Origin of the sequence: Bacteroides sp. An322 (assembly GCF_002161765.1) — a bacterium.
GTDB classification, from domain to species: Bacteria; Bacteroidota; Bacteroidia; order Bacteroidales; family Bacteroidaceae; genus Phocaeicola; species Phocaeicola merdavium.
Genome location: NZ_NFIN01000007.1, coordinates 52299 through 69256, shown reverse-complemented (window position 1 = coordinate 69256; position 16958 = coordinate 52299). Strand labels below are relative to the sequence as shown.

At 43.3% G+C, this 16958-nt stretch carries 11 protein-coding genes; 5 read left to right on the top strand and 6 right to left on the bottom strand.

The window, feature by feature from the left end; genetic code table 11:
- Window positions 1-175: 175 nt before the first annotated feature.
- From B5F91_RS05685 to B5F91_RS05670, 4 genes are all read right to left on the bottom strand, one after another.
- Complete coding sequence (locus B5F91_RS05685; protein ID WP_087428125.1) at window positions 176-1798, bottom strand: glycoside hydrolase; 1623 nt, start codon at window positions 1796-1798, stop codon at window positions 176-178.
- A gap of 274 nt (window positions 1799-2072) precedes the next feature.
- On the bottom strand, window positions 2073-3722 hold the full coding sequence (locus B5F91_RS05680) for a RagB/SusD family nutrient uptake outer membrane protein (RefSeq protein WP_087428124.1): 1650 nt from the start codon (window positions 3720-3722) through the stop codon (window positions 2073-2075).
- Window positions 3723-3734: 12 nt separating this feature from the next.
- Window positions 3735-6767 (bottom strand): TonB-dependent receptor, encoded by a 3033-nt coding sequence (locus tag B5F91_RS05675; RefSeq protein WP_087428123.1) that lies wholly within the window; start codon window positions 6765-6767, stop codon window positions 3735-3737.
- Window positions 6768-6787: 20 nt separating this feature from the next.
- Window positions 6788-8290, bottom strand: a complete 1503-nt coding sequence (locus B5F91_RS05670) for a hypothetical protein (RefSeq protein WP_087428122.1) — start codon at window positions 8288-8290, stop codon at window positions 6788-6790.
- A gap of 269 nt (window positions 8291-8559) precedes the next feature.
- Here B5F91_RS05670 and B5F91_RS05665 point away from each other — a divergent pair, with 269 nt between their 5' ends.
- From B5F91_RS05665 to B5F91_RS05660, 3 genes are all read left to right on the top strand, one after another.
- Complete coding sequence (locus tag B5F91_RS05665; protein WP_087428121.1) at window positions 8560-9522, top strand: Rpn family recombination-promoting nuclease/putative transposase; 963 nt, start codon at window positions 8560-8562, stop codon at window positions 9520-9522.
- 157 nt (window positions 9523-9679) lie between these two features.
- On the top strand, window positions 9680-9802 hold the full coding sequence (locus tag B5F91_RS15510; RefSeq protein WP_255376657.1) for a hypothetical protein: 123 nt from the start codon (window positions 9680-9682) through the stop codon (window positions 9800-9802).
- A gap of 17 nt (window positions 9803-9819) precedes the next feature.
- Window positions 9820-10401: an epoxyqueuosine reductase QueH gene (locus B5F91_RS05660; protein ID WP_087428120.1), complete on the top strand. Its 582-nt coding sequence runs from the start codon at window positions 9820-9822 to the stop codon at window positions 10399-10401.
- Window positions 10402-10515: 114 nt separating this feature from the next.
- Here the strand turns inward: B5F91_RS05660 and alaS are convergent, their stop codons facing one another.
- Complete coding sequence (gene alaS / locus B5F91_RS05655; protein WP_087428119.1) at window positions 10516-13134, bottom strand: alanine--tRNA ligase; 2619 nt, start codon at window positions 13132-13134, stop codon at window positions 10516-10518.
- 135 nt (window positions 13135-13269) lie between these two features.
- Between alaS and B5F91_RS05650 the strand changes: the two genes are divergently transcribed.
- Together B5F91_RS05650 and B5F91_RS05645 are read left to right on the top strand one after the other, a co-directional pair.
- The gene (locus tag B5F91_RS05650; protein WP_087428118.1) at window positions 13270-14238 is read left to right on the top strand and encodes a M23 family metallopeptidase; all 969 of its coding nucleotides are present in this window, start codon (window positions 13270-13272) and stop codon (window positions 14236-14238) included.
- A gap of 15 nt (window positions 14239-14253) precedes the next feature.
- Window positions 14254-14601 carry a MerR family transcriptional regulator gene (locus tag B5F91_RS05645; RefSeq protein ID WP_087428117.1) on the top strand — a complete coding sequence of 116 codons (348 nt, stop codon included), beginning with the start codon at window positions 14254-14256 and terminating at the stop codon, window positions 14599-14601.
- A 9-nt stretch (window positions 14602-14610) separates the two neighbouring features.
- Here the strand turns inward: B5F91_RS05645 and B5F91_RS05640 are convergent, their stop codons facing one another.
- On the bottom strand, window positions 14611-16881 hold the full coding sequence (locus B5F91_RS05640) for a RelA/SpoT family protein (protein ID WP_087428116.1): 2271 nt from the start codon (window positions 16879-16881) through the stop codon (window positions 14611-14613).
- Window positions 16882-16958 lie beyond the last annotated feature (77 nt).

The window sequence follows — 16958 nt, the reverse complement described above, 5'->3', positions numbered from 1 at the left end:
TAATGTCATTCGTAGCGAAGAATCTCATGCGCATCAGCATCTGTTCCTGAGATCCTTCACTGCGTTCAGGATGACAAAATGAAAGCTGATTTTGTTTTGATGCATCCTCGACTGACGGTGTGTACTTCCGTGTCATCTGTGTGCTATAAAAACATCCTTTTACAAAGATAAGAACTTATTTCAATGTATATACTACAGTCGTTACACTTTCTGCGTCTAAGACCACTTCTTTATCCGGTGCGTATGATTTCTCTACCAAGTCTTTGTCTTGCGTAGTGGTGTAAGTCTTGATAGCGGTTATTTCGCCGTTCCAGCCTTGACGGGTTTCGCTCAGGCGGATGCCTTTGTTCGAATAATTGGTATATACGGCAACGATTTTGTCTTTTTCCGGAGAAATCCATGCCGAGCCGAAGAAGTTGAGCGATTCGTTCAGGCTGAGTGCGATGCGCTGGTAACCCGGACGGATGAAGCGGCTATAGTTGCCCAATACCCAAAGGGTAGGCATGGCTTCGTAGCTTCCTCCGTTGCGCAACAATCCCGTATCGCCTCCGTCACCGGTCCAGCCGTTCGGCACCAATGAGATAAGCAGGAAACGGTCTTTTTGTCCCCATTGCGAGATATCCATTGAAGTCCAATAACTCCATGAAGTCACTCCAGCTACAGTCAAGTCGTTGTGAATGACACGCGACATATAGAGGGCGATATCCATGGTTGTAGCAGTGTCGTAACTTCCAAATTCAGTAGAACTGTAGTTGTCTCCCAGCATACTCCATTCGGTCTGCCATACTTCCAGTCCGTATTGGGCTGCCGCTTGTGCCATGCGTTGGCGGGTGTTGCGCATACCGTCCCATGTGCTGTCGGTCCAGTAACTGTGTCCGCCGATTAATTTCTTTACGTGGCTCAGGTCGCCGATGTAAGCCGATGAGCTTGGTTCGTAGAAAGCTTCCAATACTTTGCTGCGGTTCTCGTCGTCTTTGATTGTATAAAGATAGGTCCATTCGGCTGCTTCTCCGGGCAAGATGTCGGTGGAAAGGCTGTGCTCCGTCAGTGCTTTATCCAATTCACGTATCAGGTGTGCGGCTTCATCGTTTGTCCATGGACTTCCTTCCTGTCCGCCGTCGTTCCAACTGAATTGCGGTTCATTGATGGGGGAGATATGCGTGATGTTGTATCCTTCGCTTTGATAATGTGAGGCTACGTCTGCCATATAGTTGGCAAAGTCGTCGTAACAGTCTTCTTTTAGGTTCGATTTATTTCCTTCCGATGAGAATCCCTTGCCGTTTTTCGTATATTGCACGGGCGGAGTATTGCTGAACAATACAAATTGGTCGCAACCTAATTCTTTTGCCTGTTCCATGAAATAGCGTTGTCCTTCGCAACGGGTCCAGTCTAAAGTCAAGTCATCATTCAGGTACGATTCGGCACGGCGTGAAACATTTGAAATGCCGCTGGCATCTTCTTGTTCCATGCTTCCTCCTCCCATATTGACACGCCACATTGAAAGTCCGATACCTTTGGGTTGTCCGTCGGCAATTTCAGACGAGAAGAGCAGTTCGGCAATTTCATTCCGGTTGTTTGTCCAATATTTGCCTACGAATGCAGGAGCCCAGCAGTCGGATGCGGCAAAGCCTTTTATGGTTTGAAAGGTTTGTCCGGCATCAATGGTCACTGTTTTCGTAACGCTTGCCGTTGGAGTGTCTTGGCCTCCTTCCTCTTCTTGGGACAGAGTGGTTTCGGCATCACTGCACGCAGAAAAATTGAATAAGAGGATTGAAAAGAGAAGTTGTTTGAGTTTCATGATACGTTTTTTTATTAAAATAAAATGCCGCGGATAATCGGCAGGACTACCCGCGGCATATAATATAATGTTAGAGATTAGTTTCTGTATAAATTAGGTTTATACTTTAACTTTATTTATCGGAATTAGCAGCACGAAGTTTTTTATTCTCCGTATACTTCTATGTCCGATGCATGATTTGAAATAATATTTATTACCTATTGAAAATGAATATAGATATCTTTAATTAGTGTAGGGGAGAGGTCTGCCCCTACACTAATTGATATTTATAAAATCAATTCCATCCAGGATTTTGTGTGATTGAACCGTTTGACATAGTTATTTCATACAATGGAATTGGGAATACAAGGTCACGGTTTACATCAAATGTAATACCTTTATTGCTGTTTTCACCTTGGTTTTCCCACTCGTAACGGTCACGGGTAGCTTCATTCATATTCCATTGTACAAAAGTTCCGTTCGGACCCAAAATGCTGGCGATAACTGGTTGACCGCTATCGTCTTTCCAGCGGCGGATATCATACAAACGGTTTTGTTCAAAAGCAAGTTCCAAGCGGCGTTCCAAGCGGATGGCATCACGAAGCTGGTGGCCTGTAGAAGTTACATCAGGCAATCCTACACGTCCACGGACTTCATTCAAGGCATTTTGTGCTTCACTATCTTGTCCTAATTCATTGCAAGCTTCAGCGTACATCAACAAAACATCGGCATAACGCAAGATGCGGTGATCCAAAGGAATTTTGTCGATATTGTATACTGCCGGTCGTTTGTTGTATGGAACAAAATATTTACGGATAATACGTGCTGACTTATGTTGTGCCGGGTCAATGATGTAACAGTTTTCGTCCCAACCGTATTGTTCGATGTATTTGTCGTAATTAGCCATTTCTTTACTATTCTGTACGAACACATCAAAATTATCTTCACCAGCGATTTCTGTACAACCTGTCTTGATGATTGTCCATTTCAAACGTTCTGTATCGCCTGCATCAATATAGGCTTGTTCCAAATTTGCTGTAGGTTGGCACCAACTCCATCCGTCACCGGGACCGTTACGTGCTCCAGTAACTACGGTTAATGCACCGCCTAAAGCAAGTGTTTCATGGTAGGCATATTGTACTTCGAACAGACTTTCTTCGTTGTTGTTCTTATCAATGCTCCATACATCTCCGAAGTTTTCCATCAATTTATATTGCTTACTGTCAATAACGGTTTTTAACACATCATGAGCTTCTTGCCATTTTTCTTGGTACAGGTACACTTTTCCTAATAAACCTAAAGCGGCACCACGAGTAGCGCGTCCAATTTCAGATTCACTACGTTCTGGCAATATTTCTGCTGCTGCCGACAAATCTTCTTCGATGAATGCATAGATTTGCTCAGCAGAAGAACGGGTGATTCCCTGTACATCTGCCGGATCCGAGAAACTAGTCATCAAAGGTACGCCGCCAAAGTTGCGTACCAATTCAAAGTAGAAATATCCACGTAAAAAACGAGCTTCGGCAACCAACTGACTTTGTCTTTCTGTATCTACTAAATCCATTTGACTGATATATTCGATAGCGGTATTACAGCGAAGGATAGCTTTGTAACGATATTGCCAAAAGTTTGCAATAGGACCGTTGCTAGCACCGCTACCTTGGTAGTGCGCTAATGAGACATAGTCGCTTTGACTTTGGGTGGTATTCCCCATCCATGCATCATCACTACACATTTCAGAGAGTAACCAAACGGTGTTGATGTTCCACCAACCGCCACAAGTGATGTCCTGATAACATCCGACGATATACGCTTCACAATCTTCTATATCAGTGAAGTAGGTTTCCAAGTTTTGTTGTCCGCGTATTTCTTCGGTCAAGAAGTCTTCACATGAGGTGAAGAACAGCGTAACAACTAAGGTTAATATAGTAAGTAAATGTTTCATAATGTCTAATGATTAAAATTTAAAATCAATACCGAACAAGAAGGTACGCGGGCTTGGGTAAGCCGTATTGTCAATACCTGTTTCGATTACACTACCATCCAATGCCGGACGTTCAGGGTCCATACCCGAATAACCGGTAATCGTAAATGGATTCTGAGCTGAGAAAGAGATACGCAAGTCTGTATCACCTACCCATTTTTTCGGTAAGGTATAACCGATTTGCATCAGTTTGCAACGCATATACGAACCGTCTTCTACATAGAAACTGGATACACGTTCGTAGTTTTGACTTACATCGTTGTATGTCAAGCGAGGAATGTCATTACTGGTTCCTTCACCGTGCCATGCCTTTTCCAAAGTGCCTGCCCAAACATTCTGTCCGTTAATTCCGGAATACATGCCTTTGGTCTTGTTGAAAATGTCATTGCCAAATGTTCCGTAGAAGTTAGCTGTAAAATCGATATTTTTGTAACGTAAGCCGATGTTAATACCCATCATCAAGTCGGGATAGGGATTACCGATAAAGGTTTTATCGTTTGCATCTAATATACCGTCATGGTTCAAGTCTTTAAAACGGATGTCACCCGGTTTTGCATTCGGCTGAATAAGTGTTCCGTGTTCATCGGCATGGGCATTGATTTCTTCCTGATTTTGGAAAATACCGTCTGCTACGTATCCATAGAAACGAGAGATTAATCCACCGTCTACGTTGCTGATAATTTGGTCGCTGTTAAATCCTCCGGTATAAATCGGTCCGTCGCCTGAGAACTTGATGGCTTTGTTGCGTACTGCTGATAAGTTGATACCAATGTCATACGAGAAGTCCTTACCGATTTGGTCGCGCCAACTCAAGCCTAATTCCCAACCGGTCGCTTTCATGCTGCCAATATTCATCCATACTGTATTGTTCCAGCTAGGGTAACCGATAGCGTGGATATTTTGTTTCTGGTACAACATATCCATTGACTTCTTCTGGAAGTATTCGAAAGTAACCCCTAAACGGGATTGCAACAATGACATATCTACGCCTACGTTCCAATCTTCCACGGTTTCCCATTTCAGGTTATTGTTTCCGACACTTGAAATGAAATATCCGTTGGTTAAAGTCTCGCCATACATGTAATATGTTTGTTCTAACAGAGTTAAGGTTGCATCATTATTGATATTTTGATTACCTACACGTCCCCAACCCCCACGGAGTTTCAAATCGCTGAAGATTTCCTGATCTTGCATGAACTCTTCGCTGGTGATACGCCATGATGCAGATACAGAGGGGAAAATCGCATATTTATTACCTTTGGGGAAGCGGGAAGAACCATCGGCACGGATTGATGCAGAGATGTAGTAACGGTTGTCGTAGTTATACATCACACGTCCCAAGAAAGAGACCAATGTGTTATATTTTGTATTTCCGTCTGCCCATGCAGTCGCTTCAGTACCGGCATGTACTTCTTGCATTACGTCCATATTACTTGGAGTGTCATCGCGTCTTGCGACAGAAGTATATTCAGCAAAACGTTCAGCCGTGAAACCTGCCATAACATTCAGGTTGTGTTTTTCTGCAAATGTATCAATATATGTAGCTGTATTTGTCCAGTTCCAGTCCAGCCATTCTGTCATGTCGCGTTCAGCACGGCTTAATGTCTGTTGCTCCAATGCATTTATGAAGAATTGCGGGGTGAAAGTGTCTGAACGGCGAAAATGTGCGTTGGCACCAAACTGTGTACGCAGCGACAGCTTTTCTATCGGGTTAATTTGCAAATAGGTATTCAAGATTGCACCCATTTCGCGTGAATGTGCATTTTGTCGTGCAATCGAACCTGCAGGATTCCAAGTTTGGTTGTTGTACGAACGTTCGTAGTTGTTGAACTCATTGTCTTCCCATTCCGATTCGGGACGGAATACGGGCGTTGTCGGGTCCATTGACATAGCAGACGAAAACTGTACCGAAGTGTCATCCCATGATTCTACACGCGGGGCAACATCGAATCCTACCTTTACATATTTATTAAAGGTATATTCGGTATTTAAACGGGCATTTAGTTTGTCCCAGTAGCCGACATCAAATTGAGAGTTGGTACGATAGTATCCCAAACTCAAGTTATAGACTAACTTATCGTTACCGCCTGATATGCTGAGGGCGTAATTTTGTGTTAAGGCAGTCTTGTTGACTACGGTATCCCACCAGTCTGTTCCGCCCGGATTGGTTGTTGCACCTGTATCATTCCACATTGGGTCTCGGTCAATATTAGCATTGGCTTGCAAGAATACTTCTTTATATTCAGCAGCATCTGCTACTTTCGGTTTAGAAATAGTTTGAAAACCGACAGACGCTGTAAAGTTTACACGGGTTTGTCCGGATTTTCCTTTCTTAGTAGTAATCAAGATGACACCGTTAGAACCACGTGTACCGTAAATAGCGGCTGCAGAAGCATCTTTCAATACTTGCATCGATTCAATATCGTTGCTGTTCAAGAAATTGATATTTCCGCTAATCGGCATACCATCTACTACGTAGAGCGGGTCGGAACCATTAACGGTGGTTACACCACGAATCAATACTTTCGGAGTTGTACCCGGTCCACCACCGCTGGCTACCTGTACACCGTTTACTTTACCTTGTAAGGCATCCATGGCGTTACCTGTAACGGTCTCGGTGATTTCTTCGCCTTTTACAGTAGAAATAGAACTGGTCAAGTCGCTTTTCTTTACAGCACCGTAACCAATGACTACGACTTCATCCAATAATTCAGTTGCTTCTTTCATTACCAGGTTAATGGTAGTTTTTCCGTTAACCGGTATTTCTTGGGTTTCGTAACCAATAGAGGAGAATACCAATACAGCGTCCGATGGAACATTGTTTAACATATAGTCACCGTCCAATCCTGTAATGGTACCTGTAGTCGTACCTTTAATCTGTACCGTGGCTCCAATCAGTCCCAATTGGTCTGCTGCTGAGGTCACAATACCTTTCACCGTAATCTGTTGTGCAAAACCGCATACGGATAGCAGCAACAGACATGCAATCAATAGTTGTTTTCTCATATTAGAAATTGTTTGGTTAATTATTCTCTTACTAATTTAGCTCGTCCTAAGTGTGAATCGAAGTAGAAACGATAGGTTCCGCCTGTTGTTACAGTCGGCTTCGACCATACATCTTGTCCGGTAGTAGGTCCTGTGTAAGCAGGATTCTTCGATGCACTTTGAGTATAATAACTGAATACATCAAGGTCTGTTTCACTGATACTACACCATCTTACGGCATTCCACCATTGATCTGTATGGTAGTTGTGGATGATAAAGTTCATTTGTTCTCCAGAAGCTAGCTCCATAGGTTCACTGTAGAATAAGTGCGGATTAGTTTCATCTTGAATAAATGATTTCACTCCTGTCGGATTATCCGAAGTTAAGCCGAATGTGAACGGAATGAATGTTGTGCCATCACCCCACAAGTCGAAGCATTCTTCACCATACGTCATGTCTGTACCCCACGGGTCTTGAGCTTCTTCTACAGAATAAGTTCCTTCGATTTCGTAAGTTAAATCCCAAATGTTGATATTAATAGTATAGTAAACGTTTGCTTGGTCTAATACCAATGGTTGCACTAAGTTCGGGTCGTTAGTCAATGCAGTATTGTCTTCCGAATTGATACCGTAACGTACGGAGAAGCTGGTCGGAGTAGGGATGAAGTAAACTTCTGTACCTGCTTCAGCGTTGTAGTAAATAGCCTGATATTGGTATTCTCCTGTATGGTTAATGCACATCGGTACACCGAATACGTCACTGTTTAGTTCGGCTTCGGTAGCTACATCGGCTATATACATTTTATCGTAATCCATCACATCAGTTACGCGGATAGTAGCGTTGCGTGTTACTATATTACCGATAGTATCGGCTAAAGCTACAGTATATGCGTAGTCATGGATTTCAGCGGGGAAAGATACGCTTTCTGTATGTTCTCCCGTAGTTTTCATTCCTAAGTCAATACGTTTTGGGAAACCTTCTATGCCTTCGATAGTAAGTTCCAAATAATCCAGACCGCGGTCATCGCTTAACGAGAAATTCAAGTCTAGAGTAGGAGTTTCCCCTTCGCGCAAAATTACAGGTACAATGCTACCTTCATCGGGAGCACCTGAAACGAATACAGGATTTTCAAAATCGCCGTCTAATGTAACTTTGATGTCTTGTGATACAGAACGCCCGCCTACATCGGTAATAGTAACCTTTACAATATAAAGGTCACCGATTTCTGTGGCAGGCATGTCGAAGTTATAACTCAAGTCATACTCTGTTTTAGGCTCACCATAGATTTCAATTAAATCAATAGTTTTGTTCAGATACAAGTCTGCACATTGCAATTGGATAGTAGCAATACCGTCCGCATCTGTCAATGTGCCTTCAATGGTAAATGTACGTCCTGCGGCTGTTTGAATATGCAAAGTGTTCATTTCAGCAACAGGCGTTTGTCCGTCTACATCAGGATAAGTGTCATCATCACTACATCCCGTCACACATAGGCTCATAGGAATGAGTGCCCATAGTGCCAGATTTAAGAAATGTTTCTTCATGCTTTTTATTTTAAAGTTAATTACGAGTGCAAATGTAGTAAAATCATAAGTTAAAACAATTCTTTAATCGTGCAAATAGCATGCATAAATCTTTCATAATTCGCTTATGAATCTATCCAGAGCCTATTTGAACGGATTCTTGCCTCTCTGCGTTTGGTTAACTGAATGCATAAAACAAAGGTGTATGAAGGAAAAACATTTTTCCCATGAACTTGGCTAACTGGCGAAATTTGTTTAACTTTGTATGGAATCTTATTTAACTAACGATTATGAGATACTTGGATCCTAAAGCCGACCTGACTTTCAAGAAAGTATTCGGCGAACACCCCGATCTTGTGATTAGCCTGCTTAACGCATTGCTGCCTTTTGAGACACCTGAAGAAGAAATTCAGGAAATTGAATATCTGACTCCGGAATTGGTTCCGGAAACACCGTTAAAAAAGAACAGCATCGTAGATGTGAGGTGCAAAGACAAGCAGGGCAGACAATTTTTGGTAGAGATGCAGATGCTTTGGTCATCCGCATTTATGCAGCGTGTGTTGTTTAATGCCTCGAAAGCGTATGTACGTCAACTAGGTGGTAGGGAAAGTAAATACGAACTACTCCAACCTGTTTATTCGCTCAATTTGGTGAATGATATTTTCCTTCCGGATATTCCCGATGCTTATCACGACTACAAAATCGTGCAGGTGGAGCATACGGATAAAGTAATCGAAGGGTTGCGCTTTATTTTCGTAGAGCTTCCTAAATTCACTCCCAAGGATTTCAAGGGTAAGAAGATGGCTGTGCTTTGGCTTCGGTATCTGACAGAAATAAACGAACAGACGCGTCAAGCTCCTCAAGAATTGTTGGATAATCCAGAAATCAGCAAAGCCGTAACGCAAGTTGAGGAATCTGCTTTCAGTGATGCGCAACTTTGGTGGTATGATGATTTTTGGGATGCTGTGCGGGTAGAAAATACGTTGATAAGTGATGCATTGCGAGAAGGCAGGGAGAAAGGCATGAAGGAAGGCATGCAAGAAGGTCTAGAGAAAGGCATGCAAGAAGGTATGGAGAAAGGTATGCAAGAAGGAATTAAAGAAGGAATTAAAGAAGGAATTAAAGAAGGAATGAAAGAAGGGATGAAACAAAGCAATATTCAGAATGCACGTGGCATGAAAGCCGAAGGGATTCCGTTGGAAATCATTGCTAAAATAACCGGACTCCCGCTGGATGAAATAGCCGGACTATAATTCCCGTGTCATCCTGTTTTTTATTTTAAACAGTCCTAAAGAACAGAAACCGAAGGTTGTAGATAGATATCTTTGACAAGATGTTCGGCATGATGTTGCCTTTAGACTCGCGGAAATTAAGGCTTTCGAAGAAAACTCTTGTCAAAATGGCATTTGAATGCTGCCAAAAATGCATACGGGTTCATCGGGCTACACACCCAGCTTCGTCAGTCAACACATACGGGTACGTAGCTCGATGAACCCGTATGCATTCAAGATGCCACAAGATAGGGGTGATTAAGTGAAAAAAGAAGTACAATGAAAAAGAAGAAAGAAGATTGGTTGGTGCCGGGCAATGCTGACCGTGTGTTGCTTCATACGTGTTGTGCGCCTTGCTCATCGGCGATTATCGAATGCTTGATGCAGCATGAGGTACGCCCTACGGTTTATTATTGTAATCCGAATATTTATCCATTGGAAGAGTATCGTATCCGGAAAGAAGAATGTACCCGTTATGCACAAGCATTGGGATTGGACATCATTGATGCTGATTATGACCATGAGGCGTGGCGTAGTGCGGTGCACGGATTTGAGGGCGAGCCTGAAAGGGGAGGGCGTTGCTTGCGATGCTTCAAGTTGCGTTTACGGGATACGGCACGCTATGCTCATGAACATGGATTTGCTGTAATTACCACTACGCTGGCTTCTTCGCGTTGGAAAAGTCTGGAGCAAATAAACGAGGCGGGACGTTATGCCGTAGAGCCTTATCCGGATGTGACGTGGTGGGATAAGAATTGGCGTAAGGGCGGTTTGAGTGAGCGCCGCATTCAGATTATCAAAGAATATGACTTTTATAACCAGCAGTATTGCGGATGTGAGTTCAGTATGCGGGGGGATTGAAATTTTAAGCAAATATATTAATAGAACACAGAGACACGGAGGCACAGGGCTTTTAAGAATTTTTTCTCTGTGTCTTTGTGTCTCTGTGTTCTGTTAAAATCAGAATTTAGCGGATTAGAATCCTGCTAGTTCCAGTACTTTATCTGTAGCGGAAATTAATCCGTCGGGATTCTTTCCTCCGGCTGTAGCGAAATGAGGTTGTCCTCCTCCGCCTCCTTGAATCAGTTTAGCGGCTTCGCGGACTAATTGTCCGGCATTCAGCCCGGCTTTTACTTGGTCATCGCTCATCATGACGGTAAGCATCGGTTTGCCCTCGTACACGCTTCCGATAACTATAAACAGGTTTTCAGTGAATTGTCCTTTTAGTTGGAAAGCAATGTTTTTTACGGCATCTGCAGGCATCGGGAGAACGGATTTAATCACTTTCACACCGTGTATCTCCTTGGCGTTCTCAATGAGTTTTGCCTTTACGGTAGCTTCTTTTTCTTTCATGAATTCTTCTACCTGTTTCTTCAGCCCGGCATTTTCATCAATATATTTAGCGATGGCTGCTTTCAGGTCGGGAGCATTATTGAACAAGGCTTTCAAGTCGTTTATGGTATCTTGTACGGCATCCAGCATTTCTTCCACTTTAGCTCCGGTAATGGCTTCAATACGGCGTACGCCTGCTGCAACCGAACTTTCGGAAATAATTTTCACCATACCGATTTTGCCTGTAGCGGATACATGGGTTCCTCCACAGAACTCGATAGATGAACCGAACTGTACAACACGCACTTCATCGCCGTACTTTTCGCCGAAGAGGGCGATGGCTCCCAGTTCTTTGGCTTTTTCAATCGGGAGATTGCGGTATTCGGTCAATGGGACATTCTCACGAATCTTGGCATTGACCAAATGTTCTACTTCGCGCAATTGTTCGGGTGTTACTTTCTGGAAGTGCGAGAAGTCGAAACGCAACGATTCCGGAGTGACCAACGAGCCTTTTTGCTCTACATGAGTACCCAATACCTGACGCAATGCTTCATCGAGCAAATGTGTGCAAGAGTGGTTGGCTGCACAAGCGGCACGCTTGTCGGTGTCTACACACGCCATCATCGGAGCATCGAGATGTTCGGGAAGTTGTTTGGCAATGTGAATCGGAAGGTTGTTTTCCTTTTTCGTATCAATAATGTCAATGGTTTCGAATTCGCTGACCAATACGCCGGTATCACCTACCTGACCACCGCTTTCTGCATAGAACGGAGTCTCGCTCAATACGATTTGATAGAGCGTTTGGTTCTTTTGCTTAATTTGGCGGTAGCGCAAAATGCGGGTTTCGTATTCGGTATAGTCATAACCTACGAAATGCGTTTCGCCTTCTTCCAGCACTACCCAATCGCCTGTTTCTACGGCTGCGGCATTGCGGGCACGTTGTTTCTGTTTCTGCATTTCTACGTTGAATTCTTCTTCGTTGACCGTCATGCCGTTTTCGCGAAGAATCAGTTCGGTCAAATCGAGCGGGAATCCGAAAGTATCATATAATGTAAAGGCATCTACACCACTGATTTCAGTTTTTCCGGCAGCTTTCGTGTCTTTCATTACTTTGTCAAGCAGGCGGATACCGGTTTCCAGTGTGCGCAAGAAAGCTTCTTCTTCTTCTTTAATAACTTTTTCGATAAGCGGTTGCTGTGCTTTCAGTTCGGGATAAGCTTGTCCCATGTTTTCTACCAATACGGGAACCAGTTTGAACATGAAGGCTTGCTTCTGCCCTAAGAATGTATAGGCATAACGGACGGCACGGCGTAAGATACGTCGGATAACGTAACCTGCCTTGGCGTTTGAAGGAAGCTGACCGTCGGTGATAGAGAAAGCGATAGTACGGATATGGTCTGCCACTACACGCATGGCTACATCTACTTTCGGGTCGTTGCCGTAGTTCAGTCCGGTCAGGTCGCCGATAACTTTGATAATGGGTTGAAATACATCAGTATCGTAATTTGATTTCTTTCCTTGCAGTGCCATGCAAAGACGTTCGAATCCCATACCTGTATCAATTACCTTAGCTGGCAGAGGCTCCAGGCTTCCGTCTGCTTTCCGGTTGTATTGCATGAATACGAGGTTCCAGATTTCAATGACCAACGGATTGTCCTTATTGACCAATTCACGTCCGGGCACTTTGGCTTTTTCTTCCTCCGGACGCAGGTCGATATGGATTTCCGAACACGGTCCGCAGGGTCCTGTATCTCCCATTTCCCAAAAGTTGTCGTGCTTGTTGCCGTTAATGATATGGTCTTTGGGCAAGTATTGTTCCCAGTATCCGGCAGCTTCGTTATCGCGTTCCAGCCCTTCTTCGGCACTTCCTTCGAATACGGTCGCATAAAGGATAGAGGGGTCGATTTTCAATACATCTACCAAGTATTCCCATGCCCAGCCGATCACTTCTTTCTTGAAATAATCGCCGAATGACCAGTTTCCTAGCATTTCAAACATGGTGTGGTGGTAGGTATCATGGCCTACTTCTTCCAGGTCATTATGTTTTCCACTTACGCGCAAGCATTTCTGCGAGTCGGTCACACGTTTATATTTGGCAGGATGATTACCTAAAATAATGTCTTTGAACTGGTTCATACCTGCATTGGTAAACATCAGCGTAGGGTCGTCTTTGATGACCATCGGTGCAGAAGGCACAATCTGATGTCCTTTTGACTCAAAGAATTTTACGAATGAGTCGCGGATTTCATTTGCTGTCAACATATAAGTCTTACTATCTTGTCGTTAATATTCTCAAAATCGATTTGCAAAGATAATTGGTTTTATTATTTTTGCCCATACGTTTTGGGTAAAACTTGAAGTTTTGCCTATTAAATTTCTTCAAAAACAAGAATTTGCATGCGTAAAGTCTATTATATATACAACCCGAAGACACGTACATACGACCGGATATATCCCACGATACGTCAGCGTTTCATGAGTTATCTTCGTAATTTGTTTGTCGGAATGGGGCTGGGAGCCGGGTGTTTTATTTTGTTGTTGTGGCTTTTCGGTTCTCCTTCCGAAAAAGACCTTCGGGTGGAAAATTCCCGTTTGCTTGCTCAATATCATATTTTGTCTACCCGCTTGGATGAGGCTTTAGACGTGATGCAGCAATTGCAGCAACGTGATGATAATCTGTATCGGGTTATCTTGCAGGCAGACCCTGTAGCTGGGGCTTTGCGGACTGCCAGTTACGGGAATACAAACCGGTATGAGGAATTAATGGATATGGCGAATGCGAAACTGGTGGTGAATACAACCCAAAAGTTGGATGTGCTTACGAGGCAATTGTATGTCCAGTCGAAATCATTCGATGAGGTGGTGGATTTGTGTAAGCAACACGATGAAATGATTCAGTGTGTGCCTGCTATCCAGCCTGTGTCCAATAAAAACTTGAAACAGACCGCTTCGGGATATGGAACACGGATTGACCCTATTTATAAAACGGTGAAGTTTCATGCAGGTATGGATTTCTCCGCTAATATCGGTACGCCTGTATATGCTACGGGAAACGGTACGGTAAAGACGGCAGGTTGGGAAGGATTGTATGGCAAATGCATTATTATCGACCATGGTTTCGGGTATGTGACCCGTTATGCGCATTTGAATGAAATAGATGTGCGGGTGGGGCAAAAGGTATTGCGAGGTGAGACTATCGGCAAAGTGGGTACGACAGGAAAAAGCACTGGACCGCATTTGCATTATGAGGTGCATTTGCGGGGACAGATTATGAATCCGGTGAACTATTATTTCATGGATTTGGATGCGGATGATTATGATAAGATGATAGAAATTGCAGCCAATCATGGTAAAGTGTTTGATTAATTTGGAGGAAGGCAAATGGCTTTGAAGCAGAATAAACAACTGAAATTGTATTATTCAATTAAGGAAGTGGCGGAAATGTTCGGAGTAAACGAATCGTTGATACGTTATTGGGAAAAGGAATTTTCGGATATTTCCCCTAAACGGGCAGGAGGGAAAATCCGCCAATACACGAAAGAGGATATAGAAAATATCCGGCAGGTGTATTATCTTGTAAAAGAAAAAGGAATGACACTGGCTGGGGCAAAGCAATTGCTGAAACAAAATAAGGAAGGTGTACGCAATACGACTGAACTCGTCAACCGATTGAAACAAATCAGAGACGAGTTAGTCAGTATGCGTAAGGAATTGGATTATTTGACATAAATGGTTTTATCATTCTGCCGGATCATCGAAACTTTCGATACGGGTCACTTTCTTGATGTTCTCGATTTTCTTTAAGTTGTTGCAGATGGTATTGACGTCATCTACATCATGTACATAAAGTTGGATGCGGGATTCGAAAATACCCTCGTCCGATTCGATAATCAATTTATGGATGTTTACGTTTAATTGTTGCGAGATGACTTCGGTGAGTTTATTCAACACACCGATTTCGTCTAATCCTTTCAGATAGATATTTACCGGGAATACCAAGGCTTTTCCTGTTTGCCATTGGACGGCTATCAAACGGTTCCCGAAACTGGTCTTGAGTTGGGACGCAATCGGACACTGGCGTTTGTGAATGACGATGCGGTTATTATCATCAATGTATCCTAATACATCATCACCCGGAATCGGTTTACAACAATCTGCAAGGATGTAGTTTTTCTGAATAGCGTCAGGGGTCAGCTTGAGCACTTCTTTCTTGTCAATATTCAGCTTCTGTTGTGACGTGTTTTTATTCTCCTGCTGTTTTTGCTTGTTTCCGCCAAAGGCAAAGCTGATGTATTTTTTCCAGTTGGTAGGAGTCGGTTTCTCTTTCAGTTCGTTTTTGTCGGTTTCGTCCAGCGTGATGGCTCCTTGTCCCAAACGAAGTGTCAGTTCATCGTAGGTCTTTACTTGGCGTTTCTCGCATAGTTTCCGGATGTTTTCATCGCTTGAAGGCAATCCTAACTCTTGGAAGAATTGTACAAGAATTTCTTCTCCCTTTTGTTGCTGTTCTTTGTTTTCCCGTTTTAAGATGGCTTGGATTTTTGCTTTAGCCTTAGCTGTTGTGGCATAATTAATCCATGAAGGCTGGACTTTTTGTGACTTGGAGGTCAGGATTTCCACTTGGTCGCCGCTTTGCAGCTTGTGGCTTAGTGGAACCAGTTTGTGGTTGACTTTAGCTCCAATACAATGGCTTCCCAAGAACGTATGGATAGAGAACGCAAAATCAAGTGCAGTACAGTTTTGAGGCATGGTCTTGATTTCGCCTTTGGGTGTAAATACGAATATTTCGGAAGCAAACAGATTCAGTTTAATGGTATCTAAGAAATCCAATGCATCCGGTTGCGGGTCGTCGAGGATTTCTTTGATAGTTTTCAGCCATTTGCTCAGCTCACCTTCGTCCTCGCTTCCTCCTCCGGCTTTGTATTTCCAATGGGCGGCAAAACCCTGTTCGGCAACATCGTTCATGCGTTCGCTACGGATTTGCACTTCAATCCATTGTCCCTTATTGCTCATAAGTGTGACATGCAGAGCCTGATAACCATTGGCTTTCGGATGGCTTACCCAATCGCGCAAACGGTCGGGGTGCGGTTTATAGATGCGGGAGATTGCAACGTAAATATTGAAACAATCGTTAAGTTCTTCTTCTTCATTGCGGGGGCTGAAGATGATACGGACTGCCAGAATATCATAGATTTCCTCGAACGTGATGTGTTTGGCTTGCATCTTATTCCAAATGGAATAGGGCGATTTGATACGCGCAATGATGCGGTAAGGGATTCCCATTTTATCCAGCTGTTCGCGGATAGGGGCGGTAAATTCTGCAAATACACTTTCGCGTTCAGCCTGAGTGGCTTGCAGCTTGCTTTGGATTTCTTTATAAGTTTCCGGATGTTCGTATTTGAAACTCAAATCTTCCAATTCGGTTTTGATGCGGTTCAATCCTAACCGGTTTGCCAAAGGCGCATAGATATAAAGCGTTTCCCCTGCTATCTTATATTGTTTGCTTGGAAGCATGGAACCAAGGGTACGCATATTATGCAAGCGGTCGGCTATCTTGATTAAAATCACCCGGATATCATCGTTCATCGTCAATAGCAGTTTTTTGAAGTTCTCTGCTTGTGCCGATGCACGGTCACCAAAGATGCCTCCGGATATTTTAGTCAGTCCGTCGACAATCTGTGCGATTTTAGGTCCGAATAAGTTTTCAATGTCTTCTACAGTATAGTCCGTATCTTCTACGACATCATGTAATAATGCCGAGCAAATAGAGGTAGAGCCTAATCCGATTTCCACACATGCAATCCGTGCCACAGCTATCGGATGCAAGATGTATGGCTCACCGGAACGGCGTCTTACGCCTTTATGGGCTTGTCGGGCAAAGTTGAACGCTTTGGTGATGATTTCAACTTTTTTGCGATGCTTACTCTCTAAGTATCGGTCCAACAATTCTTGAAAAGCGTCGTTTATCAGCTTTTCATCGGCTTGCTCTTGTGTTAATTTTTCGTCCGTCATGGTATCCGTCTTTAATCAATATTGCAAAATTAGGAAAAATCAGAAATTTCGCAAGAAGAATGGATTATTTTTCTTCA

What these genes read in the sequence shown, in the direction of transcription:
- B5F91_RS05645 (WP_087428117.1), top strand. Translation starts at nt 14,254, where the DNA reads ATGGCTTTGAAGCAGAATAAACAACTGAAATTGTATTATTCAATTAAG.
- B5F91_RS05680 (WP_087428124.1), bottom strand. Translation starts at nt 3,722, where the DNA reads ATGAAACATTTACTTACTATATTAACCTTAGTTGTTACGCTGTTCTTC.
- B5F91_RS05670 (WP_087428122.1), bottom strand. Translation starts at nt 8,290, where the DNA reads ATGAAGAAACATTTCTTAAATCTGGCACTATGGGCACTCATTCCTATG.
- alaS (WP_087428119.1), bottom strand. Translation starts at nt 13,134, where the DNA reads ATGTTGACAGCAAATGAAATCCGCGACTCATTCGTAAAATTCTTTGAG.
- B5F91_RS05685 (WP_087428125.1), bottom strand. Translation starts at nt 1,798, where the DNA reads ATGAAACTCAAACAACTTCTCTTTTCAATCCTCTTATTCAATTTTTCT.
- B5F91_RS05660 (WP_087428120.1), top strand. Translation starts at nt 9,820, where the DNA reads ATGAAAAAGAAGAAAGAAGATTGGTTGGTGCCGGGCAATGCTGACCGT.
- B5F91_RS15510 (WP_255376657.1), top strand. Translation starts at nt 9,680, where the DNA reads ATGCTGCCAAAAATGCATACGGGTTCATCGGGCTACACACCCAGCTTC.
- B5F91_RS05665 (WP_087428121.1), top strand. Translation starts at nt 8,560, where the DNA reads ATGAGATACTTGGATCCTAAAGCCGACCTGACTTTCAAGAAAGTATTC.
- B5F91_RS05650 (WP_087428118.1), top strand. Translation starts at nt 13,270, where the DNA reads ATGCGTAAAGTCTATTATATATACAACCCGAAGACACGTACATACGAC.
- B5F91_RS05640 (WP_087428116.1), bottom strand. Translation starts at nt 16,881, where the DNA reads ATGACGGACGAAAAATTAACACAAGAGCAAGCCGATGAAAAGCTGATA.
- B5F91_RS05675 (WP_087428123.1), bottom strand. Translation starts at nt 6,767, where the DNA reads ATGAGAAAACAACTATTGATTGCATGTCTGTTGCTGCTATCCGTATGC.